The following is a 22,512-nucleotide window of genomic DNA, read 5'->3' as shown; positions in this document are numbered from 1 at the left end:
AAGTGTAGTGGTCTACTGATTCCGGACACCCATTTAGGGCGAGAATGCTCGCCATAGAGAGGTGTCTGATGACCAAGCAACGTCGTTCCTTTACGCCCGAGTTCAAACGAGAGGCCGCCTGCCTGGTGCTCGATCAGGGCTACAGCCATATCGAAGCAGCTCGTTCACTGGGAGTGGTTGAGTCGGCCCTGCGCCGTTGGGTAAAACAGCTTCAAGAGGAGCGCGTGGGCGTTACCCCGAAGAGCAAAGCACTGACGCCCGAACAGCAGAAAATCCAGGAGCTGGAAGCCAGGATCGACCGACTGGAACGGGAGAAAGCGATCCTAAAAAAGGCTACCGCTCTCTTGATGTCGGACGAGTTCAATCGTACGCGCTGATAGACCAGTTAAGTGAGCGGGAGTCGGTGGAAGTGGTCTGTTCAGCCTTCGGCGTGGTGCGGTCTTGCTACTACGCCCATCGGCTTCGACGCTGCCGTGTTGATGCATGCCGCGTTGCACTGCGCAGTCAGGTTAACCAGCTGTTCAACCAGAGTCGAGGCTCGGCTGGCAGTCGCAGCATTCTGGGTATGCTGCGTGAGGATGGCGTCAGCATTGGCCGTTTTCATGTGCGTCGGTTGATGCGTGAGTTGGGCTTGGTCAGCAAGCAGCCAGGCTCGCACGCATACAAGCAGGCTACGGTTGAGCGACCAGATATCCCGAACCGGCTGAACCGCGAGTTCACCACTGAGCGCCCCAATCAGGTGTGGTGCGGCGACATCACCTACATCTGGGCACAAGGTCGCTGGCATTACTTAGCGGCGGTGTTGGATCTGCATACAAGACGAGTAGTCGGCTGGGCGATTTCTGCCAAGCCGGATGCTGAGTTGGTGATCAAGGCGCTGGACATGGCCTACGAACAGCGTGGCAAACCGCAGCAGGTACTGTTTCATTCCGATCAGGGCAGCCAATACGCTAGCCGCCTGTTTCGGCAACGGTTGTGGCGATATCGGATGGAACAGAGCATGAGCCGCCGGGGCAACTGCTGGGATAACTCGCCGATGGAGCGATTGTTCCGCAGTTTGAAATCGGAGTGGATTCCACAGACCGGTTACCTGACAGCTCAGGAGGCCCAACGGGACATCAGTCATTACCTGATGCACCGCTACAACTGGATCAGGCCGCATCAATTCAACGATGGGCTACCGCCTGCGGTGGCCGAAGAAAAACTTAACCCACTGTCCGGGATGGGTTGACCACTACAATGCGCTCCTTCCTTATCCTGCTGCTAGTGCTTGCGCTTCCGATCAATGGGATAGCGGAAATGCTCATGCCGGTTGGATCGTCCGGGCATCACGTGATGTCCGATATGGAAGGTGTGGGCGCCATGACGACCGACCACGCTTCGATGGTTGGCGCCGATGACGGTGCTGAACACGAGTGCTGTGAAGCGAATGAGCATGGAACGAAGACCGTCTGCAAGACGGGCCAAGAATGCAAAACTGCAAGTATCCTTCAGCTTGTCTCAATAAAAGCCCAGCTGATGCCTGCTGCTGAACCCGTGACCACTCCCTATAACGGCCTGATCTCCTCTAGCCTTTTAGACGCCGTCTGGCGTCCACCCCGCGTCTAATTCCGATCAAATTATAGGAACCGCCCGAGTGAGCATTCGGGCCGGCTACTGCGCGCCTTTGGCTCGCATGAAAGATCAGGAATCCTTCGCAAATGAAACCCCGTATTTATTGGGCGCTGCCGTACGTGGCCGCCTTGATCATGGGCGCGCTCTCGTTTCCAGGGTTAGCGTCCGCTTTGACCTTAGAACAAGCTCTGAGCGTGGCCGAGCAAGACGCGCCTTCGCTGCATGCGCAAGCCGCCAACCTGGTGGCCGCACGCAGCGCTGCAATCCCTGCCGGCGAGCTTCCTGACCCTAAACTTAAGCTTGGACTGCAAAGCGTGCCCATCGAAGGTGACGCTCGCTGGCAGTTGGAGCAAGAGGCCATGACCATGCAAATGGTTGGGGTCATGCAAGATGTGCCAAACCGAGCGAAAAGGCGCGCTCGTGTCGAGGCCGCGCAGGCTAGTGTTGCGCTCGCAAACGCCCAGCAAACGGTTGAACGTCTCGGTGTGCGCCAAGCAACCGCCGAGGCATGGATCGCTAGCTTCGCGGTCGAGCAGAAGCTAAGCCTTTTCAAGCAGCTTTACAGCGAGAATCAGCTCCTTTCGCGGGCTGTTCAGGCCCGCATTGCTGGCGGCAGCGGACAAACCGCAGACAGCGTACTTCCGAGGCAAGAGGCAGCATTGCTGGCTGAACAAGAGGATGAGCTGCTGCGTAACCAGGCTGTTGCGCGGGCCGGCCTCCGGCGCTGGATAGGCGAGCTAGCAGGCCAGCCGCTTACAGGTGACTGGCCGCAATGGCTTGCCGCCGTTGATAACTATCAGCACAACCTGAACCGGCACCCGGCGTTACTCGCCTTCGACCCGATGACTCGTGAAGCGGAGGCAAAGGTTCACCAGGCCATCGCAGAGAAAACACCGGATTGGAGTTGGGGGATCGACTACCTGCGACGTGGCCGTGAGTACGGCGACATGGTGAACCTCAGCGTCAGCTTCGACCTGCCGCTGTTTACCAGCTCTCGGCAGGATCCGAAGATCGCGGCCGAACGAGCTCGCCTTGCCCAGATCGAGGCTCAGCGCCAAGCGACCTTGCGCCTGTACAACCAAGAGCTGAGTACTGACCTCGCTGAGTATCAGCGTCTGGACCGCGCACTCATCCGCCTCGACAAAACCTTACTACCCCTCGCTGAAGAGAAGGTCCGCCTTGCCATGGCCGATTACCGCTCCGGAAGCGGTGAGCTGACCGCTGTGATCGAAGCGCGACGACAGCTTGTGGAGACCCGGCTACGGCGTATTGACGTCGCCCGCGATCGATCGTTGAGCAATGCCCGCCTGCATTTCGCCTTTGGAGATACCCGACCATGACATTCCAACACAAGCGGCTGGTACTCGCCTTCAGTCTGCCTCTGATGATTAGCGCTGCAGCGCTAATCGGTCTGCCTACCGCAGCCTTCGGACAATCGCCTGCAGAAGAAGACAAGGAAGTGCTCTATTGGTATGACCCTATGGTCCCCCAGCAAAAGTTCGATAAGCCGGGCAAGTCGCCATTCATGGATATGGAATTGATTCCACGCTATGCAGATGAGGGAAGCGACGGGGCATCGATCAGTATCGACCCGAGCGTGACGCAGAATCTCGGCGTGCGCTTGGCAACCGTAACGCGTGAATCGATCAGCCAGTCGCTCGAAGCGACAGGCGCGTTGATGTTTGACGAGCGAGACGTGGCGGTTGTGCAGGCGCGTGCCGGTGGCTTTGTCGAGCGCGTTTACGACCGAGCACCGGAGGATGTCATCGAAAAAGGCGCGCCGTTAGCCGATCTTTTGGTTCCCGAATGGGCTGCCGCACAGGAAGAGTACCTGGCGCTCAAAGGGGTCGGCCAACCCCAGCTGCTCGCAGCGGCTCGCCAGCGGTTGCGCCTTGCTGGCATGCCGCCAGAAGTCATAGTGCAGCTAGAACGAACTGGTAAAGCGCGCCCCGTTTGGACAGTGACGAGTCCAATAGGCGGCGTGCTGAACAGCCTCGACGTTCGCGAGGGCATGACCGTACCCGCCGGCGCTACTCTTGCGCGCGTCAACGGGCTGGACACGGTTTGGCTAGAAGTTGCAGTACCAGAGGCGCGGAGCGCAAATTTAGCGCCAGGGCAATCAGTAACAACGCGCCTGCCCGCTTTTGCGGGTGAAACGCTGGAAGGAACGATCCAGACGGTACTATCGCAGGCCAACCTGGATAGCCGCACTGTGCGTGTCCGGGTCGAGCTACCTAACCCGCAACAACGGCTTCGTCCCGGCATGACGGCCGAGGTGACGTTGAGTCGCAACGTCGAAGATGTCTTGGTCATCCCGTCCGAGGCGGTCATTCGCACCGGTCGGCGCGCATTGGTGATGCTGGCCGAGGATCAAGGCCGTTACCGCCCGATTGAGGTTCGCACAGGCCGGGAATTCGATGACCAGACAGAGGTGCTTGAAGGGCTGGAAGCCGGTCAGAAGGTCGTGGCGTCCGGTCAGTTTCTCCTGGATTCAGAGGCGAGCCTACGCGGGCTGACCGCTCAGGGTTTGGAGGAGCCTGCAACTTCTACAGAAACTGCGCTGCACGAGGCTGAAGGTACGATCGTCAGCCTGGAAGATGGCATGGTTGGCCTGTCGCATGGGCCGTTCAAGACGCTGAACATGCCTGGGATGACCATGTCCTTTCCGGTTGCGGATCAATCCCTGCTGTCAGGCTTGCAAGTCGACGACCGCGTCCGTGTGGGCGTGCGTGAAAGCGACGAAGGCCTGGTCATCGAGCGCATCGAGAAGCTCGGGGGCCAGAAATGATTGCAGCCATAATCCGATGGTCAGTAGCCAACCGCTTTCTGATCCTGCTGGCCACTTTGTTCGCGGTGGCCTGGGGTATCTGGTCGGTCAAGAACACTGCTGTCGATGCGTTGCCAGACCTTTCCGACGTTCAGGTCATCATTCGCACGCCATACCCAGGGCAGGCGCCGCAGATTGTCGAGAATCAGGTCACCTACCCGCTTACGACGACCATGCTGTCTGTTCCCGGTGCCAAAACGGTTCGCGGCTACTCCTTCTTTGGGGACAGCTACGTGTACGTCCTGTTCGAAGACGGCACAGACCTTTATTGGGCCCGTTCACGTGTGCTGGAGTACCTGAGTCAGGTTCAGAGCCGGCTCCCTGCCGCCGCCAAACCCGCCTTGGGGCCTGACGCCACAGGTGTCGGTTGGATTTACCAATATGCCTTGGTAGACCGAACGGGCAAGCATGACCTCTCACAGCTGCGCTCATTGCAAGATTGGTTTCTGCGCTATGAACTAAAGACACTACCCAACGTGGCGGAAGTCGCACCCATAGGCGGGATGGTCAAGCAGTACCAGGTCGTAATGGATCCTATACGGATGGCCAGCCGGGGCGTGACGCAACAGCAGATCGCTCAAGCTATCGACGAGGCCAATCGTGAAACCGGCGGGAGTGTTCTAGAGCTAGCAGAAACCGAGTTCATGGTCCGTGCGACCGGGTATCTGAAGACACTCAACGACTTTCGAGCCATTCCTTTGCGTCTCGACGGCGGCGTGCCAGTGACGCTAGGGGACGTTGCGCATATCCAGCTCGGCCCGGAAATGCGCCGGGGCATCAGCGAGCTTGACGGTGAAGGTGAGGTAGTCGGCGGCGTGGTGATCCTGCGGAGCGGCAAGAACGCTCGGGAAACCATCGCTGCCGTTCAGACCAAACTGGATGAGCTGAAAGCGAGCCTGCCCCAAGGCGTCGAAATCGTCACGACGTACGACCGTAGCAAGGTGATCGACAGTGCCGTTGAAAACCTCACGCACAAGCTCATCGAGGAGTTCATTGTCGTTGCGTTAGTTTGCGCGATTTTTCTGTGGCATCTGCGCTCGTCGTTGGTCGCCATCGTGTCGTTGCCGATCGGCATCCTGATTGCTTTTGTGATCATGCAGCGGCAAGGCATCAACGCCAACATCATGTCGTTGGGTGGCATCGCGATCGCCATCGGAGCGATGGTCGATGCAGCAATCGTCATGATTGAAAACGCCCACAAGCACATTGAGGCCTGGCACAAGCGGCATCCTGACTCCACCTTGAAGGGCCAGGAGCACTGGAAGGTCATTACTGACGCGGCTGTTGAAGTGGGGCCGGCATTGTTCTTCAGCCTGCTGATCATCACGCTGTCGTTCATTCCAGTGTTCACCCTGGAGGCGCAGGAAGGCCGGCTGTTCGGTCCACTGGCGTTCACCAAAACCTATGCAATGGCAGCCGCCGCGGGCCTGTCTGTCACGCTGGTTCCTGTGCTCATGGGGTATTGGATCAGGGGCAAAATCCCTGACGAACACCGTAATCCACTCAACCGTGGCCTCATCTGGATCTACAAGCCGGCCCTGGACGCGGTACTGCGCTGGCCCAAGATGACTCTGCTGGTGGCTGTTCTGGTCTTCCTGACAGGCTTGTGGCCGGCCTCTCGCCTTGGTGGGGAGTTCTTGCCCCCGCTGGATGAAGGTGACCTCCTTTATATGCCCACTGCGCTTCCAGGCCTCTCCGCTCAGAAGGCTTCTGAGCTACTGCAGCAGACGGACCGGCTCATAAAAACGGTTCCAGAAGTTGCACACGTGTTCGGTAAGGCTGGTCGAGCCGACACCGCTACAGATCCCGCCCCGCTGGAAATGTTCGAGACGACCATTCAGTTCAAGCCGAAGGATCAATGGCGCCCTGGGATGACGCCTGACAAGCTGGTTGAGGAGTTGGATCGCACCGTACAGGTACCTGGATTAGCCAATCTGTGGATCCCGCCGATTCGAAACCGTATCGATATGCTGGCGACGGGTATCAAGAGCCCGATCGGGGTGAAAGTGTATGGCACTGACTTGGCACAGATCGACAAAGCCACCCAGGCAGTGGAAAAAATCGCCAAAACGGTGCCTGGGGTCAGTTCGGCGCTTGCTGAGAGACTGACCGGCGGCAGGTATATCGATGTGGATATCGTTCGTGTCGCCGCCGCACGCTACGGCCTGAATATCGCGGACGTGCAATCGATCGTGGCCGGTGCCATCGGTGGTCAAACCATTGGTGAAACCGTGGAAGGGCTCGCCAGGTATCCGATCAACCTCCGCTATGGCCGCGAGTGGCGCGACTCGATATCCGATCTGCGCAACCTACCGATCTACACGCCGCAAGGCAGCCAGATCACGTTGGGGACCGTGGCCAAAGTACAGGTGACAGACGGACCGCCCATGCTTAAAAGCGAAAACGCAAGGCTGTCGGGCTGGGTTTACGTCGATGTTCGTGGCCGCGACATGGCGGCTGTGGTGGGCGATCTGAGGGAAAAGATCAGCAAAGGGGTCCAGCTCGAATCCGGCATGAGCATCAGCTATTCCGGCCAATTCGAATTCATGGAGCGCGCTAACACGAAGCTGAAGCTCGTCGTTCCGGCTACCTTGCTGATCATTTTTGTATTGCTCTACCTAACGTTTGCCCGCTTTGGCGAGGCGCTGCTCATCATGGCTACGCTGCCATTCGCTCTGACCGGGGGCGTCTGGTTCCTATATCTGCTCGGGTACAACCTATCCGTAGCGACAGGAATCGGATTCATCGCACTGGCAGGCGTTTCTGCTGAGTTCGGCGTCATTATGCTGCTGTATTTGAAGAACGCCTGGACGGATCGGGTTAACGCTGGAGCCCATGGCGAAGGCGTCCTGCTCGACGCCATTCGTGAAGGTGCTGTCCAGCGAGTGCGCCCCAAGGCCATGACCGTCGCCGTGATCATCGCTGGCCTGCTGCCCATCCTTTGGGGCGGCGGGACCGGCAGCGAAATCATGAGCCGTATTGCCGCGCCCATGGTGGGCGGGATGATCACCGCGCCGTTGCTCTCCCTGTTCGTTCTGCCGGCAGCCTACCTGCTGATGCGCCGCCGGCAATTGCAGGCCCAGCACGCAACCAACTCCCCTGGAGAACATCTATGAACATCAAGCACATCACCCTTGCCTCACTCTTCCTAGTACCAGTCGCCTATGCCGCCGACAAGGAGCCAATGGACGGCATGCCGATGGATCACAAAGGCATGAACATGCCAATGGACCAGAAGTCGGCGGGACAGACCGCTACAGCCACAGGTACGGTCAAGAAAGTAAACACCGAGAGCGGAACCGTCACCATTGCCCACGGCCCGGTCGAAGCGTTGGGCTGGCCGTCGATGACGATGGGCTTCAAAGCAAAGCCTGATCAGCTCCAAACGCTGAAAGAAGGGGACCAGGTCGAATTCGAGTTCTCCTCGAAAGGTATGGATTCCACCATTACGCGCATCGAAAAGCAGTAAAGAGCAGAAAGCGACCGCCGCAGGCGCGGCGGTCGTACCAACACGAGAATGAAGCGATTACCGCTTTGTAACCTTGGCAACACCTTCTTGTAAGTAGCAAGCCTTTAATCTACAGGCATCAACTAACCAAGAGGTGCAAACCATGAACCGCATAACCAAAGTAATCGTTCCTTTTATTCTGACCGTTGCTTCCTCGCTTGCAATGGCCGAAGGCGGAAGCGAACGTACGCTGAATCGCTTAAATGACTCGGCAGGAGCAAAGCCCACCCTTAAGGAGCTTGTCAAAGAGGGTCAAGTGCTGAGCATCGCACCTGCAGGGGCGACCGGCACGACTCGAATGATTCAAAACTACAGAACTAGTGCCCAAGTCCAGACGTATGAGATGAAGGTCAAGACCCCCGACGGGAAGATCCATACGGTAGAGTTCCTGAGCACCCCAGTTGGCGTGAACAATGGCTAATCTGCCAAGCTTAATATCCGAGGGATAGTTAGATGAGCAGCATAATATCCAAGATTAAAAGCGTACTGCAGCGCAATCCGGTCGTAACGGGGTTAACCGCAGCTGTGGTTGGCTACATGCTACTGAACCAAAGCACTGCGGCGTTGGCAACAACGCTGCCAAGCCTGCTCTTTCTCTTGCCCTGCTTGTTGATGATGGTCGTATGCATGAAGCATATGTCTAGCGGTAAGTGCGACAAGCCCAAGGAGCCCAACGTTGGCGAAAACACCTTGTTAATCAAAAGCGAATAACCCACTGAACTTGGAGATTTAACATGCGAAAGGCCATCACCGTTACAGCAATCGCAATCACCTTGGCGAGCGGACTGAGTTTCGCAGCGGCAGATAAAGCGGACCAAAGCCATTCAGAAACCGGCATGATGAGCGGCGACAAGCATATGGAAATGATGGGTGACATGCGTGGAATGATGAAAGAGTGTCGTGAGATGATGGGGGCCGCCAAAGCCGACCACTCGCAAAATGGCGAAAATCCAGACGCAGCATAGGATATGAGGGTGTGAGTAACAATGATCGAAGCAGGTGGGGGGTGCCCCACCTGCTTTTTTGTGCTTGATGGCCTAACCAGGACCGTACTGATGGGAAAAGTGTCACTGACGAGCAGAATGGCGATAGCTCTCATGCTCGTGGTTACGGTTGTGCTGCTGGCGGCCGCAATCAGCTTTAATTATTTTTGTCAGCTCCATTTCGAACGCAAAGATGCACAAGTGCTTAATGAAAAGGCCGCTGCAGTAGAGCGTACGCTACTCAACAGCTCAGCATTCGGGCCTGAGACCGCTTCAAGGATCGATGCCGTTATTGAGCACTCCTTTGGCTTCGCGACTGCGGTTGTAGTAGACGGTAAGACGGTTTACTCCCATCACAATCTGTCTGAGAGCTTGCTACCTCTTGTCACAGACATCCAAGAGGAACGCTGGACGGTAAGTTTCGGTGGCCACCAGTACAGCGGAATTACCAGAAAAGTAAATCGGTGGGTAGAAGGGCAGGACACTGTTATCTATTTGGCTTTGGATGTAACGCACCGAATCCACTTCTTCGATATGATTTAGCAGTGGCTTGCTTATACGCTTGTCGTTAGTGCACTTCTGAGTGGCGCGTTAGGTGTTGTTCTGATCAGGAAAGGCTTAAAACCAATAGACGAACTGTCCAAGACTTCTTCTACGGTAACCGCCCACTGCTTAGATACCAGAATTCCAACCGAGTCGGTGCCAGGCGAGCTGCATGAACTCGTAGACAACTTCAACGAAATGCTTTCGCGCTTGGACGACTCTTTTCTCAGATTGTCAGGTTTCTCAGCGGATATCGCGCATGAGCTAAGAACGCCGCTGAACAGCATGCTTACCCAAATGGAGGTCGCGCTCTTGCGCGACCGCGAGAATACCGACTACAAAGACATTTTGTATTCCGCCCTCGAAGAACTTAGGCGCATGTCAAAGATGGTCTATGACATGCTATTCCTCGCCAAGGCGGACAACGGGAAGATTACGCCCAATGCCGAAGATGCCAGCATGGCTGAGATTACCGCGAGCGTTATCGAATATTACGAGCTTGCAGCCGAGGACAAAAAGGTAGAAATCGCGCTTTCAGGCGATGGATCGGTACATGGCGATAAATCGATGCTGAGACGGGCCGTCTCAAACATAGTCTCTAACGCAGTTCGATATGCAGAGGAAGGCAGCACCATCAGCGTTGAAATAAGCGAGAGCGGTGGCTCGGTTTGCACAGCCATATCCAACCGAGGCACAACGATTCCAGCCGAGCTTCAGGCCCGAGTGTTTGATCGATTCTATAGGGTCGACACCGCAAGGCGCGAAGGAACCACCATGAATGCGGGCCTCGGCATGGCTATCACTCGTTCGATAGTCGAAGCGCACAAAGGGCGCATCGCTTGCGAATCAGCTGAGGGGCATACGACTTTCACAATGACGCTTCCAAAGCTTATGTCTAGGGATGGTCTGAAGTAGCCATGTATTTCCCCGGCATACCACCTAGCGCAACTTGGGGACGATAGAGAATTCGGAAAAAATCGTACGCTAAGCTTCGCGAGTTCTTGTAACCAATTCATTGTTTTTTCAATGGATGAAAGAAAATGGCGAAAGCTATTTGACAAACAAATCGGGATCTTATAACTTACCTACCAAGTAGTCGGTAGATGAAATAAAGCCATGAAACTCAATTCAGATCTTTCGCAGCGTGTTGTCGTCGAGCCTTCAAGCTTACAGTGGGTCGATTCGCCAGCGACCGGGATTCAACGCCAGTTACTGGAGCGTGATGGCGACGAAGTGGCGCGTGCCACCTCGATCGTGCGATACGCGCCGGGCTCCGCTTTTGAAAATCATAAGCACGACTTGGGCGAGGAGATTCTGGTCCTGGACGGCGAATTCAGCGACGAATCCGGGACCTTCGGGCCTGGGACTTACATCAAGAATCCACCAGGTTCTTCGCATGCACCGAGCTCCGCGACGGGTTGCACGTTGTTCGTCAAGCTGCGCCATCTTGATCTAGCCGACAGCCAACGCACCGTGGTCGACACCCGTAACGGCCCCTGGTTTCCAGGCCTCGTGCCGGGTCTGTCGGTGATGCCACTTTCTGAGTTCGACACACAACATACGGCTTTGGTGCGCTGGGCCCCGGGGACACGATTCAATTCGCATCGTCACTACGGCGGTGAAGAAATCTATGTGTTGGAAGGCGTCTTTGAGGATGAGTTCGGAAGCTACCCTACCGGCACATGGATGCGCAGTCCGCATTTGAGTGCTCACCGTCCCTTCAGCAATACAGGCTGCACCATCCTGGTCAAGACAGGCCACCTGCCAGTCGCCGAATCAAATGAGGCGCTTGCATGAAGCATTTCTCCGAAATCTCGCCGACCGCCGAGCGGGTGGTCGATGCCGCTGAAGGGTTGGTACAGCAGCACGGCTACAACGGCTTCTCATACGACGACGTGGCCCAGTTGGTAGGCATCAAAAAACCAAGTATCCACCACCACTTTCCCAAGAAGGGTGAACTCGTGGCCGTGGTCGCACAGCGCTACACGCACCGGTTTCGTGAGGAGTTGCTGAGCATCGAAGGGCAGCATGCGAAAGCGCCTGACAGGCTAACTGCGTATGCGGCACTTCTCGAACGCACCTTCGCCAAGGACCGGCGCCTTTGTGTCTGCGGCATGTTGGGTGCCGAGTCGGACTCGCTGCCGGACGCCGTTGTGAGCGAGGTCGAGCGATTCTTTAAAGTCAATCTCGACTGGTTGACTCTTGTCGTTGCCGATGGTCAGCGTGCCGCGCTGATCACCTCGAATTCCACCCCAGAGGCTCTCGCAGAGGCATTCTTGTGCGCGTTGGAAGGCTCGATGATGGTGGGCCGTGGCATGCGGTCGTCACGCGGACCGGCCGAAGTTGGAAACACTTTTCTTTCCACCGTGTTGACCTGAGGTCGGCACTTTTTTTGCAACACAACCCTACCATTTAGTTGGTAGTTAAGGAGATTATTATGAGTACTGAATTTAATGGCAAGAAGTTGTTGGTCATCGGCGGCACTAGCGGGATGGGACTGCAAACTGCCCGCATGGTTCTTGAGCAAGGCGGAAGCGTCGTCATCGTCGGTCACCGTGAAGACAAGGCCGAAGAGGCCCGCAAGGCGCTGTCGTCGTTGGGCACCGTGACCGCCCTGACTGCCGATCTCTCGCGAGCCGAAGATGTGAAGCGACTCCTGCATACCATCGATGAACACCACAAGGACATCAATCTTCTGGTCAACGCGGCTGGGGTGTTCTTCCCGAAGGCGTTTCTTGAGCACACGGAAAGTGATTACGAACAATATTTGACGTTGAATAAAGCGTTCTTCTTCATCACACAAAAAGTCGTGGCCAATCTCGTGGCCAGCGAGCGTCCCGGCGCCATTGTGAACATCGGCTCGATGTGGGGCAAGCAGGCGATTGCGGCTACGCCGTCGTCCGCGTATTCGATGGCAAAAGCAGGTTTGCATTCGCTGACCCAGCACCTTGCGATGGAGCTGGCATCCAAACAAATCAGGGTCAATGCCGTTTCTCCGGCGGTTGTCGAAACGCCGATTTACGAGGGATTCATACCCAAGGCCGAGGTTCATGGCGCCTTACAGGGGTCGTTTGCGGGAGAGGGCGAAATCCTACGCTAAGGCTTTGGCCAACGATATTCTCCGGTAAGATTGATGTGTTCCCAGGGGATAGGAGAAGTCGCTTGATATCTAGTATGACGTCTGTCGCACCTGCTTGATCGCGGCCGCGATAGCTAGATCGCGTTGCTCCTCTTCTCCATCCGCGTTCCAAGCTGCGGAAAGGCACCCATAAGCGTACGCCTGGTCGAGCAGGCGACGCGGATCGACGTCCAGCGCACGAGAGAATGCGTCCGCCATCTGTGCAATGCGTCTAGGATCGAGACAAAGGTCGTCTCTGTCAGCCGGATCGTAGAACATATTGGCGGCGCCAAAGCCCACTTCACCGACCAGACCGACGGGATCTATCACCAGCCAGCCGCGACTGGAGAACATGATGTTTTCATGATGCAGATCGCCATGTAGCCCACGCAGTTCCGAGGCATTGCTCATCATTTGATCGGCTATAATCGCCGCGTGGACGTAGTCAGTTTGACAACCTGCGTTTTGATCATCGCGCGCCCGCTGAAACAAAGCTGCAAAGCGATCCCGGATCGGGAGAAGGGCAGAAGGCAGGGGTTCCTCAGATGCGGCATACAGCTTCGCCATTAGTTCCGCTGCAATTTCGGTCGCCTGGTAGTCGCCGTGCTCGGCAACGATGTGAGAGAGCATTCGCTCCCCGGCATATTCGAGCAACATCAGATTGTTCTCACGACCGAGCAACCGGACTGCTCCCCTCCCATTGCGCCATACCAGATAGTCGGCCCCGCGCAGTTCATCAGCAATGTCTTCTATAGGTTTCAATCCCTTGACGATTGCAGGAGTCCCGTCTGGCAATGAAACTTTCCAAACGAGGCTGGAAAAGGTGTCCGCAATGAGAACAGGTTGCGAAACGTGCCAATGAGCAGGAAAAACAGGCGGCATGAACATCAACCCCAAGTCAGAGGGTCCAATCGCAGATAGAAGGCAAGGCGTTCGCGGTCGGGGGCTTCGATCCCCAATACATTGAATAGGACAGCGAAGGCGCGCTCTGCTTCATCTGGCGCTGCCCAGTTCTCTTCGGCGTTAGCAATCATGAGTGCCAAATCGGCATAGCGATCTGCTGTTCCGAGCCGCCCAAGGTCGATCAGACCCGTGCATTGAAGAGTTTTAGGGTCCACCATGAAGTTCGGCATGCAGGGATCACCATGGCAAACAACCATATCGGTGCGCTCTTGGTCGAGCCGCACCGGTAGCTCTCGTTCGACACGAGCCAAAAGATCGAGCTGCGGCGTACTCTTGTCCTCGTCCGGTAAGAAGTCGGGATTGACGGCATTGCGGGACACCACATCAACGGCGCGTCCGAACATTCGCGACAGCCTGCGCTCAAACGGACATTGATCAACCGATAGGCTGTGAACAGCGCCAAGTTGCTGCCCCATTGACGGCCACGCTTTGAGCAAATCCGCTCCAGACAGATCAGCCGCCGGTACTCCCGGAATTGCCGTTATCACCAAGCATGCACCCTCCTGTTCCTCCTGCCAGTTGATCACCTCGGGGCAAGCCACACCTCGACCTTTGAGCCAAATGAGGCGGTCACGCTCTCCAGCGAGCTCACCGCGGCGGGAAGCAGGTGCGATTTTCGCGAAGGCATGCCCGTCACCACGTCGAAAAACAAAATCACCAGATTCTCCGCCTCTGACAGGCAACCAGTCAGAATGCGATTCACCAAAAAAAATATTAGTTCGATTCAATGGAGGTTCCTTCAGTTTTCTGATGAAGCGCGGAGGTGGCTCAACCTGCGAAAAGAAACGAGTTGCTACGTAAGTCCGAGAACATGCTTTCCATGGTCTCTGAGCTCGCCTTTGGGACCGACATATCGGTAGAGAGTGACGCGCTCGATGCCGAGTTCCTTGCAGAGATCGGAAACTGAAGTATCGCGCTGGGCCATGGCGGCTTGCGCGAGACGCACCTGAGCTTTGGTGAGCGCGAATTTTCGTCCGCCCTTGCGACCGCGCGCTCTCGCGGAGGCGAGACCCGCCATGGTGCGCTCTCGGATCAGATCCCGCTCGAACTCGGCCAAGGTGGCGAAGATTCCGAACACCATGCGACCGGACGCAGTCGTGGTGTCGATCTGAGCGCCCTTTCCAGTCAGAACCCGCAGGCCGATCTTGCGGTCTGACAGCTCCTTCACCGTGTTGACCAGATGGGCAAGCGATCGTCCGAGGCGATCGAGCTTCCAGACCACCAGCACATCGCCGTCACGCAATGACTTGAGGCAGGCAGTCAAGCCAGGGCGATCATCACGACCGCCGGAAGCAAGATCATCATAGATATTGTCCCGTTCGACACCTGCGGCGCGCAAGGCGTCGTGCTGCAGGTCGAGAGACTGCGAGCCATCGGCTTTGGAGACGCGGGCATATCCGATCAGCATGTATCACAAACGTTGGTTTGAGGCGGCGCTTCGGCCACGATTGCATTGACCTCTGGAAATGTATCTCAACCAGCTTCATAAACAAAGCGTCTTGAACGCTATCAGATTTTGAAAAAGGAACATGTATGCCGCGTCGCGTCACTCTAACCGATCGGCAGAAAGACGCGCTGTTGCGCTTGCCGACTTCACAGACGGATTTGCTCAAGCACTATACGCTGAGTGATGAAGACCTTGGGCATATCAGGCTGCGTCGGCGCGCTCACAACAGGTTCGGCTTCGCCCTGCAATTGTGTGTCCTGCGCTATCCCGGCCGGGTGCTGGCTCCAGGCGAACTGATCCCTGCAGAGGTCATCGAATTTATCGGAGCGCAGCTTGGCCTGGGTGCCGACGATCTCGTAGACTATGCTGCCCGCGAGGAAACACGGCACGAGCATCTTGCCGAGTTACGGGGGCTCTACGGCTTCCGCACCTTCTCCGGACGTGGTGCGAGCGAGCTGAAGGAATGGTTGTTCCGAGAAGCCGAGATGGCGGTGTCGAACGAGGATATCGCCCGTCGCTTCGTAGCCGAGTGCCGACGCACCCGCACTGTCCTTCCCGCGACATCCACGATCGAGCGGCTTTGTGCCGCGGCTCTCGTCGATGCCGAGCGACGCATCGAGACGAGGATCGCCAGTCGGCTGCCTATGTCGATCCGAGAACAGTTGCTGGCATTGCTCGAGGAGACGGCTGATGATCGGGTGACCCGTTTTGTGTGGCTGCGCCAGTTCGAGCCTGGCTCGAACTCTTCGTCGGCCAACCGGCTGCTCGACCGGCTCGAATATCTGCAACGCATCGATCTCCCCGAGGATCTGCTTGCCGGCGTTCCTGCCCATCGGGTGACTCGTCTGCGCAGGCAGGGTGAACGGTATTATGCCGACGGCATGCGCGATCTCCCGGAGGACAGGCGGCTTGCGATCTTGGCTGTTTGCGTCTCGGAATGGCAGGCGATGTTGGCCGACGCAGTGGTCGAAACCCACGACCGGATCGTCGGCCGTCTCTACCGTGCTTCGGAGCGTATTTGCCATGCAAAGGTCGCAGACGAAGCGGGGGTGGTGCGTGACACCCTGAAATCCTTCGCCGAGATCGGGGGCGCCCTGGTCGATGCACAGGATGATGGCCAGCCGCTGGGCGATGTCATCGCGAGTGGGTCAGGGTGGGACGGCTTAAAAACCCTTGTTGCAATGGCAACCAGGCTGACCGCCACCATGGCCGACGATCCGCTCAATCATGTGCTCGACGGTTATCACCGCTTCCGCCGATACGCTCCACGCATGTTGCGCCTGCTCGATCTGCGAGCTGCGCCCGTTGCACTGCCGCTTCTGGAAGCGGTGACGGCCCTTCGTACCGGTTTGAACGATGCCGCGATGACCAGCTTCTTGCGGCCCAGCTCGAAATGGCATCGCCACCTTCGGGCCCAGAGGGCTGGCGACGCTCGCCTATGGGAGATCGCGGTGCTGTTCCATCTGCGCGATGCGTTCCGCTCCGGAGATGTCTGGCTTACTAGGTCCCGGCGCTATGGCGATCTGAAACACGCACTCGTTCCGGCACAATCCATCGCGGAAGGCGGTCGTCTCGCTGTGCCATTGCGGCCGGAGGAATGGCTGGCAGACCGGCAAGCTCGCCTCGACATGCGGTTGCGCGAGCTTGGCCGTGCCGCTCGCGCAGGCACGATCCCGGGCGGGTCGATTGAAAACGGCGTTCTGCATATCGAGAAACTCGAAGCCGCCGCGCCGACAGGCGCCGAAGATCTGGTGCTCGATCTCTACAAGCAGATCCCGCCCACGCGCATCACCGATCTCCTGCTGGAGGTGGATGCGGCGACCGGCTTCACCGAAGCGTTCACCCATCTGCGCACAGGAGCACCCTGCGCTGACCGGATCGGGCTAATGAACGTTATCTTGGCGGAAGGGATCAACCTCGGCTTGCGCAAAATGGCGGATGCGACAAACACCCACACCTTCTGGGAATTGATCCGCATTGGACGGTGGCATGTCGAGGGCGAAGCCTATGACCGGGCGCTGGCCATGGTGGTCGAGGCACAGGCAGCGTTACCCATGGCCCGGTTCTGGGGCATGGGCACGTCGGCTTCGAGCGACGGACAGTTCTTCGTCGCTACAGAGCAAGGTGAGGCCATGAACCTGGTCAACGCGAAATATGGCAATACCCCGGGCCTGAAAGCCTATAGCCACGTCTCCGACCAATATGCGCCGTTCGCAACCCAGGTGATTCCTGCAACGGCAAGCGAAGCGCCTTACATCCTCGATGGCCTGCTGATGAACGATGCTGGACGCCATATCCGCGAGCAGTTCACCGACACGGGCGGCTTCACCGATCACGTCTTTGCCGCATGTGCCATTCTCGGCTACCGGTTCGCTCCGCGCATCCGCGACCTGCCATCCAAACGGCTCTACGCGTTCAATCCGTCGGCCGCCCCGGCGCACCTGCGAGCGTTGATCGGCGGAAAGGTCAACCAAGCCATGATCGAGCGCAATTGGCCCGACATCCTGCGCATCGCCGCCACCATTGCTGCCGGGACCGTCGCGCCAAGCCAGATTCTGCGGAAACTCGCCTCCTATCCGCGGCAGAACGAGCTCGCGACAGCCCTGCGGGAAGTCGGTCGCGTCGAGCGCACCCTGTTCATGATCGACTGGATTCTGGATGCCGAACTCCAACGGCGTGCCCAGATCGGGCTCAACAAAGGCGAAGCTCATCATGCGCTGAAGCGGGCAATCAGCTTCCACCGCCGCGGTGAAATCCGCGACCGTTCCGCCGAAGGCCAGCATTACCGCATCGCCGGCATGAATCTGCTCGCCGCCATCATCATCTTCTGGAACACCATGAAGCTCGGCGAGGTCGTTGCAAACCAGAAACGCGATGGAAAGCTGCTATCGCCCGATCTCTTGGCCCATGTTTCGCCGCTCGGATGGGAACACATCAATCTCACCGGAGAATATCGCTGGCCAAAGCCTTAGCGTAGGATTCCGCCCCCTCCCGCAAACGACCCCTACATGTGCTTACGTTTTGCATCGCAGTTTCTTTATAAGCTAGGCACCACCGGTACTGCGGTACTCATGCGCTTATCTGCATTCATTCTGCTTTGCTTGGGTGTACAAATTGTGTGGGACGGCGTGCATGATCTAGTGTTAAATCTGCTTATTGAAGCTGCCAAAGCTACCCAGTAACCCCTTCCAGCCTTTTCTTGATTCAATAATGAACAATACTTCTACTAAACTGCTGTTCCTGCTATCTGGGCTGTGTTTCTTAGCACTGGCTGTAGCTCTAGTTTCTCAACACATGTTCGGCATGCGCCCTTGCGCGTGGTGCGTACTGCAACGCCTGATGCTTATTGCCGTGGGCGTAGGCTGCTTATTTGCGGGCATAGCAGCGAAACTCAATATTAACGTTATCGCTAAACTGTTGACACTACTCAGTGCATTGCTCGCAGCTAGCGGTATTTGGGCCGCCTGGCACCAATACAGCGTAGCGTCGTTGAGCTTTTCTTGCGATCAAACCTTAGCTGACCGCATCATGACCCAATCGGGCTTGGAAAGCCAATTCCCATCACTGTTCGGCATTTACGCCACCTGCATGGATGCACGCGTAGAGTTGCTAGGTGTGGAATACGCACTCTGGGGCATGGGTTTGTTTGCCGTGTGCGTGGTTGCCTTGTTGTATGTATTGTTCAAAAAACCAGCACGCATGTTCTAGGCCTCTTGCCCAACTTTCGTCGCTTATTCTTAGCCCCTTATTCTGAAAAGAACGGGGGCTTTTTTACGGCTCAACGCAAGTCAAATCCATCACTCCAGCCGCAGATGACCTGAAACCGCACACTTGATAAAACCCCTGCAAATGGGGTTCATAATCCACATGCAGCCAATGCGCACCTCGTTGCTTTGCCACCGCAGTAGCCATTCTCACTAATCCAGTTGCCACACCCTGCCTACGACAGTCTGGATGTACACATGTGTCTAAAATAAAAGCGTGTATACCACCATCCCAAGCCACGTTCACAAAACCCACTAACACGCCCTCACGGTATGCCCCCACATGCGTAAGGCTACGCAACAATATACGCTTGATCTCAGCGGGCACTTCTGTTTTCCATGCCGCTAACCACAGCCTATTCATTTCTGCATAAGAGGGGTGTGGGTCCACTTGATAGTCCAAAATGTATGCCTTCTAAATGAGTAATCAAAACACCAACACCGTAAATGGCGCGTCCGAACATTCGCGACAGCCTGCGCTCAAACGGACATTGATCAACCGATAGGCTGTGAACAGCGCCAAGTTGCTGCCCCATTGACGGCCACGCTTTGAGCAAATCCGCTCCAGACAGATCAGCCGCCGGTACTCCCGGAATTGCCGTTATCACCAAGCATGCACCCTCCTGTTCCTCCTGCCAGTTGATCACCTCGGGGCAAGCCACACCTCGACCTTTGAGCCAAATGAGGCGGTCACGCTCTCCAGCGAGCTCACCGCGGCGGGAAGCAGGTGCGATTTTCGCGAAGGCATGCCCGTCACCACGTCGAAAAACAAAATCACCAGATTCTCCGCCTCTGACAGGCAACCAGTCAGAATGCGATTCACCAAAAAAAATATTAGTTCGATTCAATGGAGGTTCCTTAAAAAATATTAGTTCGATTCAATGGAGGTTCCTTCAGTTTTCTGATGAAGCGCGGAGGTGGCTCAACCTGCGAAAAGAAACGAGTTGCTATGGACTTGCACCGGTTGTGTTCCGGTCTATCTCTCATTTTAAGCGGCTTTTTTCTCAAATGCAACCGGCGATTTCCAGCCGAGTGTTGAATGTCTTCGGCGTGGATTATAAAAGCCATTTATATATTCGAAGATTGCAATCTCAATATCTCGCCTTGTTTGCCAGTGTCTGCGCCAAATCAACTCAGCCTTTAATGATTTAAAGAAGCTTTCTACTGCGGAGTTATCAAAACAATTGCCTTTCCCGCTCATGGACGGCAGCAATTGATGTTTGAGCAGTAGCTTTTGATATTCATGAGCGCAATATTGGCTCCCACGGTCTGTGTGTTGAATACAACCCGGTGGTGGTTTGCGTAAAGCCAACGCCATACCGCATCGCCGGCATGAATCTGCTCGCCGCCATCATCATCTTCTGGAACACCATGAAGCTCGGCGAGGTCGTTGCAAACCAGAAACGCGATGGAAAGCTGCTATCGCCCGATCTCTTGGCCCATGTTTCGCCGCTCGGATGGGAACACATCAATCTCACCGGAGAATATCGCTGGCCAAAGCCTTAGCGTAGGATTCCGCCCCCTCCCGCAAACGACCCCTTACAGGGATTCAACAGCTTCCACCCAATCGGCAGGGTTGGGACGCCACAAGACGTCGCCGAGGTCATCCTCTTCCTGTTGTCGGACAAGGCAGCATGGGTGACGGGCGCAATCTGGGACGTTGACGGCGGCGTGATGGCCGGGCGTAACACATAATGGGGGAACGAGAAATGAACACAAACATTAAAGGAACTCCCGGCAACGGGATCAACGTCGGCGCATTGCGTGAGTTTGCAGATCAGGTCGCAGCAAAGCCCGCCGCAGGCATCGCGACGTTCGGCGTCGTGACAACCTGGGAGGGTGGCACCCGGACGCGTGCGCGAACCATGCCGCTCGTACTAGGTGACACGGCCTTGGCGCGCGGCTTTGTCATCGACGCGGACGAACCGGCAGAATTGCTCGGTACCGACACGGCCGCTAATCCACAAGAATTGATCCTGGCTGCGTTGAACGCATGCATGACTGCAACCTACGCGGCAAATGCGGCGGCAATGAACATCGAGTTGCAATCGCTGACTATCCGCACGAAGGGAAGCCTCGATCTGAGAGGTTTTCTTGGAATCGATCCTGGGATCAATCCAGGGTACGACCAGGTCGAGTATGAGGTCGAAATGGAGTCGTCGGCGGATTCGGCGGCGCTGAAAGCATTGCACGCGCAGGTGCAGCGAACATCGCCGAATTACCACAACTTCGCGAGAGCCATTGATCTCAAGGCCAAGCTGACCATTCTCCAATGATCGAGTCAGTGTTTCCCGTGGTTGGCTGACGGGAGGCCAAACCAGATGCGCTATGACGGAAGGTTCAACCTTCCGTCATCACGTTCTCTGGAATACGCAGTGTCAATTTGAGGTATACCCTAACTGGATGTCAGGCAGAACTGTCGTTTTCAGAAGACGACCGCACCATCTGACTGGATGTAACGCCTGGTGTGCATACGGCTCCTGACAGCCCAATATCAGGAGTCGTCTGCACCAATCTCGACTATGCTCAATACTCGTGTGCACCAAAGCGAGGTTTGGGCATGACATCAGACACTCCACCGATTGCCGCGCAAGGCGTGGCCACCCTGCCCGACGAGGCATGGGCGCAAGCCCGGCACCGGACGGAAATCATCGGGCCACTGGCAGCGCTTGAGGTGGTCGGGCATGAAGCCGCCGATGAGGCAGCCCAAGCGCTGGGCCTGTCCCGGCGACAGGTATATGTCCTGATCCGTCGCGCCCGGCAGGGTACTGGCCTGGTAACAGACCTGACGCCCGGCCGATCCGGCGGCGGCAAAGGCAAGGGGCGCTTGCCGGAACCGGTCGAGCGCATCATCCGCGAGCTGCTGCAAAAGCGCTTCCTGACCAAGCAGAAACGCAGCCTGGCGGCGTTCCACCGCGAAGTCGCGCAGGCGTGCAAAACCCAGAAGCTGCCGGTGCCGGCGCGCAACACCGTGGCCCAGCGGATTGCCGGACTACACCCGGCGAAAATAGCCCGCAGCCGGGGCGGGCAGGACGCTGCCCGTCCCTTGCAAGGCGCGGGTGGCATTCCGCCAGAAGTCACCATGCCGCTGGAACAGGTGCAGATCGACCACACCGTCATCGACCTGATCGTGGTCGACGAGCGCGACCGGCAACCGATTGGCCGCCCATATTTGACCCTCGCCATCGACGTGTTCACGCGCTGCGTACTCGGCATGGTGGTCACGCTGGAAGCGCCGTCCGCCGTCTCGGTCGGCCTATGCCTCGCGCATGCCGCCTGCGACAAGCGGCCCTGGCTGGAAGGGCTGAATGTGGAAATGGACTGGCCGATGAGCGGCAAGCCCAGGCTGCTCTATCTGGACAACGCGGCCGAGTTCAAAAGCGAAGCGCTGCGCCGTGGCTGCGAACAGCATGGCATCCGGCTGGACTATCGCCCACCAGGCCAGCCGCACTACGGCGGCATCGTGGAACGGATCATCGGCACGGCGATGCAGATGATCCACGACGAATTACCGGGGACGACCTTCTCCAATCCCGGCCAGCGCGGCGAGTACGATTCCGAGAAGATGGCCACCCTGACGCTGCGCGAGCTGGAGCGCTGGCTCGCGTTGGCGGTAGGCACCTATCACGGCTCCGTGCACAACGGCCTGCTCCAGCCGCCGGCCGCGCGCTGGGCCGAGGCCGTGGAGCGCGTTGGCGTCCCGGCCGTCGTTACCCGCCCCACCGCGTTTTTGGTCGATTTCCGG

The 22,512-nt window shown here is 57.1% G+C and carries 19 protein-coding genes and 8 pseudogenes; 20 read left to right on the top strand and 7 right to left on the bottom strand.

The genetic code is table 11. The features are described 5' to 3' along the window. The first annotated feature begins 68 nt into the window (after positions 1-68). A protein-coding gene (locus NRG74_RS23795; RefSeq protein WP_181126034.1) for an IS3 family transposase occupies positions 69-1,231 on the top strand; the annotation gives its coding sequence in 2 pieces (ribosomal slippage) (positions 69-324 and positions 324-1,231; 1,164 coding nt in all). 32 nt (positions 1,232-1,263) lie between these two features. Here the strand turns inward: NRG74_RS23795 and NRG74_RS23790 are convergent. After that, on the bottom strand, positions 1,264-1,437 hold the full coding sequence (locus tag NRG74_RS23790; RefSeq protein ID WP_156522360.1) for a hypothetical protein: 174 nt from the start codon (positions 1,435-1,437) through the stop codon (positions 1,264-1,266). A 263-nt stretch (positions 1,438-1,700) separates the two neighbouring features. Between NRG74_RS23790 and NRG74_RS23785 the strand changes: the two genes are divergently transcribed. The 12 genes and pseudogenes from NRG74_RS23785 to NRG74_RS23730 form a co-directional block, all read left to right on the top strand. After that, positions 1,701-2,954: a TolC family protein gene (locus NRG74_RS23785; protein WP_257706766.1), complete on the top strand. Its 1,254-nt coding sequence runs from the start codon at positions 1,701-1,703 to the stop codon at positions 2,952-2,954. Then, positions 2,951-4,402, top strand: a complete 1,452-nt coding sequence (locus NRG74_RS23780) for an efflux RND transporter periplasmic adaptor subunit (protein ID WP_093256982.1) — start codon at positions 2,951-2,953, stop codon at positions 4,400-4,402. Before NRG74_RS23785 ends, NRG74_RS23780 begins: the two co-directional genes overlap by 4 nt. Continuing rightward, on the top strand, positions 4,399-7,557 hold the full coding sequence (locus tag NRG74_RS23775; protein ID WP_257706765.1) for an efflux RND transporter permease subunit: 3,159 nt from the start codon (positions 4,399-4,401) through the stop codon (positions 7,555-7,557). Before NRG74_RS23780 ends, NRG74_RS23775 begins: the two co-directional genes overlap by 4 nt. Further along, positions 7,554-7,910 (top strand): copper-binding protein, encoded by a 357-nt coding sequence (locus NRG74_RS23770; RefSeq protein ID WP_003298789.1) that lies wholly within the window; start codon positions 7,554-7,556, stop codon positions 7,908-7,910. Before NRG74_RS23775 ends, NRG74_RS23770 begins: the two co-directional genes overlap by 4 nt. Before the next feature lie 142 nt (positions 7,911-8,052). After that, a complete protein-coding gene (locus NRG74_RS23765) occupies positions 8,053-8,370 on the top strand; it encodes a co-regulatory protein PtrA N-terminal domain-containing protein (RefSeq protein ID WP_003292648.1) in 318 nt (105 codons plus the stop codon). 32 nt (positions 8,371-8,402) lie between these two features. Continuing rightward, complete coding sequence (locus NRG74_RS23760) at positions 8,403-8,660, top strand: DUF2933 domain-containing protein (protein ID WP_017642860.1); 258 nt, start codon at positions 8,403-8,405, stop codon at positions 8,658-8,660. Positions 8,661-8,683: 23 nt separating this feature from the next. Further along, the gene (locus NRG74_RS23755; RefSeq protein ID WP_003292646.1) at positions 8,684-8,914 is read left to right on the top strand and encodes a hypothetical protein; all 231 of its coding nucleotides are present in this window, start codon (positions 8,684-8,686) and stop codon (positions 8,912-8,914) included. Between the two features lie 90 nt (positions 8,915-9,004). After that, entirely contained in the window at positions 9,005-9,475 is a 471-nt protein-coding gene (locus tag NRG74_RS23750; RefSeq protein ID WP_257706764.1) for a hypothetical protein, read from the top strand. A 12-nt stretch (positions 9,476-9,487) separates the two neighbouring features. After that, positions 9,488-10,390: pseudogene (locus NRG74_RS23745) on the top strand (heavy metal sensor histidine kinase); the annotation flags it as partial. Between the two features lie 201 nt (positions 10,391-10,591). After that, on the top strand, positions 10,592-11,272 hold the full coding sequence (locus tag NRG74_RS23740; protein WP_004574802.1) for a cupin domain-containing protein: 681 nt from the start codon (positions 10,592-10,594) through the stop codon (positions 11,270-11,272). Next, positions 11,269-11,853 (top strand): TetR/AcrR family transcriptional regulator, encoded by a 585-nt coding sequence (locus NRG74_RS23735; protein WP_257706763.1) that lies wholly within the window; start codon positions 11,269-11,271, stop codon positions 11,851-11,853. The genes NRG74_RS23740 and NRG74_RS23735 overlap by 4 nt, the downstream gene beginning before the upstream one ends. Before the next feature lie 59 nt (positions 11,854-11,912). After that, a pseudogene (locus NRG74_RS23730) lies at positions 11,913-12,542 on the top strand (SDR family NAD(P)-dependent oxidoreductase); the annotation flags it as partial. Between the two features lie 102 nt (positions 12,543-12,644). Here the strand turns inward: NRG74_RS23730 and NRG74_RS23725 are convergent. The 3 genes from NRG74_RS23725 to NRG74_RS23715 form a co-directional block, all read right to left on the bottom strand. Beyond that, on the bottom strand, positions 12,645-13,481 hold the full coding sequence (locus NRG74_RS23725) for an aminoglycoside O-phosphotransferase APH(6)-Id (RefSeq protein ID WP_000480968.1): 837 nt from the start codon (positions 13,479-13,481) through the stop codon (positions 12,645-12,647). Continuing rightward, positions 13,481-14,284 (bottom strand): aminoglycoside O-phosphotransferase APH(3'')-Ib, encoded by an 804-nt coding sequence (gene aph(3'')-Ib / locus NRG74_RS23720; protein ID WP_001082319.1) that lies wholly within the window; start codon positions 14,282-14,284, stop codon positions 13,481-13,483. Before aph(3'')-Ib ends, NRG74_RS23725 begins: the two co-directional genes overlap by 1 nt. A 65-nt stretch (positions 14,285-14,349) precedes the next feature. After that, positions 14,350-14,964 carry a recombinase family protein gene (locus NRG74_RS23715; RefSeq protein WP_000904906.1) on the bottom strand — a complete coding sequence of 205 codons (615 nt, stop codon included), beginning with the start codon at positions 14,962-14,964 and terminating at the stop codon, positions 14,350-14,352. Positions 14,965-15,089: 125 nt separating this feature from the next. On the opposite strand from NRG74_RS23715, the gene NRG74_RS23710 reads away from it, so the two are divergent. The 3 genes and pseudogenes from NRG74_RS23710 to NRG74_RS23700 all read left to right on the top strand — a co-directional run bounded on the left by NRG74_RS23710 (position 15,090) and on the right by NRG74_RS23700 (position 18,711). Then, on the top strand, positions 15,090-17,975 hold the full coding sequence (locus tag NRG74_RS23710; RefSeq protein ID WP_001138082.1) for a Tn3 family transposase: 2,886 nt from the start codon (positions 15,090-15,092) through the stop codon (positions 17,973-17,975). Positions 17,976-18,008: 33 nt separating this feature from the next. After that, positions 18,009-18,185 (top strand): annotated as a pseudogene (locus tag NRG74_RS23705) (MarC family protein); the annotation flags it as partial. A 28-nt stretch (positions 18,186-18,213) separates the two neighbouring features. After that, complete coding sequence (locus tag NRG74_RS23700; protein WP_126547899.1) at positions 18,214-18,711, top strand: disulfide bond formation protein B; 498 nt, start codon at positions 18,214-18,216, stop codon at positions 18,709-18,711. A 63-nt stretch (positions 18,712-18,774) separates the two neighbouring features. Here NRG74_RS23700 and NRG74_RS23695 read toward each other — a convergent pair whose 3' ends face one another. From NRG74_RS23695 to NRG74_RS23685, 3 genes and pseudogenes are all read right to left on the bottom strand, one after another. After that, positions 18,775-19,173 carry a GNAT family N-acetyltransferase gene (locus NRG74_RS23695; RefSeq protein WP_126547900.1) on the bottom strand — a complete coding sequence of 133 codons (399 nt, stop codon included), beginning with the start codon at positions 19,171-19,173 and terminating at the stop codon, positions 18,775-18,777. Between the two features lie 40 nt (positions 19,174-19,213). Beyond that, positions 19,214-19,615: pseudogene (locus NRG74_RS23690) on the bottom strand (phosphotransferase); the annotation flags it as partial. A gap of 140 nt (positions 19,616-19,755) precedes the next feature. Next, positions 19,756-20,091: pseudogene (locus NRG74_RS23685) on the bottom strand (IS3 family transposase); the annotation flags it as partial. Between NRG74_RS23685 and NRG74_RS23680 the strand changes: the two are divergent. The 4 genes and pseudogenes from NRG74_RS23680 to NRG74_RS23665 form a co-directional block, all read left to right on the top strand. Further along, positions 20,085-20,273: pseudogene (locus NRG74_RS23680) on the top strand (Tn3 family transposase); the annotation flags it as partial. The pseudogenes NRG74_RS23685 and NRG74_RS23680 sit on opposite strands and share 7 nt — an antisense overlap. 30 nt (positions 20,274-20,303) lie before the next feature. Continuing rightward, a pseudogene (locus NRG74_RS23675) lies at positions 20,304-20,462 on the top strand (SDR family oxidoreductase); the annotation flags it as partial. Between the two features lie 14 nt (positions 20,463-20,476). Continuing rightward, complete coding sequence (locus tag NRG74_RS23670; RefSeq protein ID WP_004574805.1) at positions 20,477-21,043, top strand: OsmC family protein; 567 nt, start codon at positions 20,477-20,479, stop codon at positions 21,041-21,043. 284 nt (positions 21,044-21,327) lie between these two features. After that, positions 21,328-22,509, top strand: a pseudogene (locus NRG74_RS23665) (DDE-type integrase/transposase/recombinase); the annotation flags it as partial. Positions 22,510-22,512: the final 3 nt, after the last annotated feature.

Source organism: Pseudomonas oryzihabitans (assembly GCF_024652905.1).
GTDB lineage: Bacteria > Pseudomonadota > Gammaproteobacteria > Pseudomonadales > Pseudomonadaceae > Chryseomonas > Chryseomonas benzopyrenica.
The sequence above is the reverse complement of the archived record's forward strand: the minus strand, read 5'-3'. Positions and strand labels throughout refer to the sequence as shown.

Bases quoted from the DNA above. Each gene is read 5' to 3' on its own strand.
- NRG74_RS23790 (WP_156522360.1), bottom strand. From the start codon at position 1,437: ATGCTCATTCGCTTCACAGCACTCGTGTTCAGCACCGTCATCGGCGCC.
- NRG74_RS23785 (WP_257706766.1), top strand. From the start codon at position 1,701: ATGAAACCCCGTATTTATTGGGCGCTGCCGTACGTGGCCGCCTTGATC.
- NRG74_RS23780 (WP_093256982.1), top strand. From the start codon at position 2,951: ATGACATTCCAACACAAGCGGCTGGTACTCGCCTTCAGTCTGCCTCTG.
- NRG74_RS23775 (WP_257706765.1), top strand. From the start codon at position 4,399: ATGATTGCAGCCATAATCCGATGGTCAGTAGCCAACCGCTTTCTGATC.
- NRG74_RS23770 (WP_003298789.1), top strand. From the start codon at position 7,554: ATGAACATCAAGCACATCACCCTTGCCTCACTCTTCCTAGTACCAGTC.
- NRG74_RS23765 (WP_003292648.1), top strand. From the start codon at position 8,053: ATGAACCGCATAACCAAAGTAATCGTTCCTTTTATTCTGACCGTTGCT.
- NRG74_RS23760 (WP_017642860.1), top strand. From the start codon at position 8,403: ATGAGCAGCATAATATCCAAGATTAAAAGCGTACTGCAGCGCAATCCG.
- NRG74_RS23755 (WP_003292646.1), top strand. From the start codon at position 8,684: ATGCGAAAGGCCATCACCGTTACAGCAATCGCAATCACCTTGGCGAGC.
- NRG74_RS23750 (WP_257706764.1), top strand. From the start codon at position 9,005: ATGGGAAAAGTGTCACTGACGAGCAGAATGGCGATAGCTCTCATGCTC.
- NRG74_RS23740 (WP_004574802.1), top strand. From the start codon at position 10,592: ATGAAACTCAATTCAGATCTTTCGCAGCGTGTTGTCGTCGAGCCTTCA.
- NRG74_RS23735 (WP_257706763.1), top strand. From the start codon at position 11,269: ATGAAGCATTTCTCCGAAATCTCGCCGACCGCCGAGCGGGTGGTCGAT.
- NRG74_RS23725 (WP_000480968.1), bottom strand. From the start codon at position 13,481: ATGTTCATGCCGCCTGTTTTTCCTGCTCATTGGCACGTTTCGCAACCT.
- NRG74_RS23715 (WP_000904906.1), bottom strand. From the start codon at position 14,964: ATGCTGATCGGATATGCCCGCGTCTCCAAAGCCGATGGCTCGCAGTCT.
- NRG74_RS23710 (WP_001138082.1), top strand. From the start codon at position 15,090: ATGCCGCGTCGCGTCACTCTAACCGATCGGCAGAAAGACGCGCTGTTG.
- NRG74_RS23700 (WP_126547899.1), top strand. From the start codon at position 18,214: ATGAACAATACTTCTACTAAACTGCTGTTCCTGCTATCTGGGCTGTGT.
- NRG74_RS23670 (WP_004574805.1), top strand. From the start codon at position 20,477: ATGAACACAAACATTAAAGGAACTCCCGGCAACGGGATCAACGTCGGC.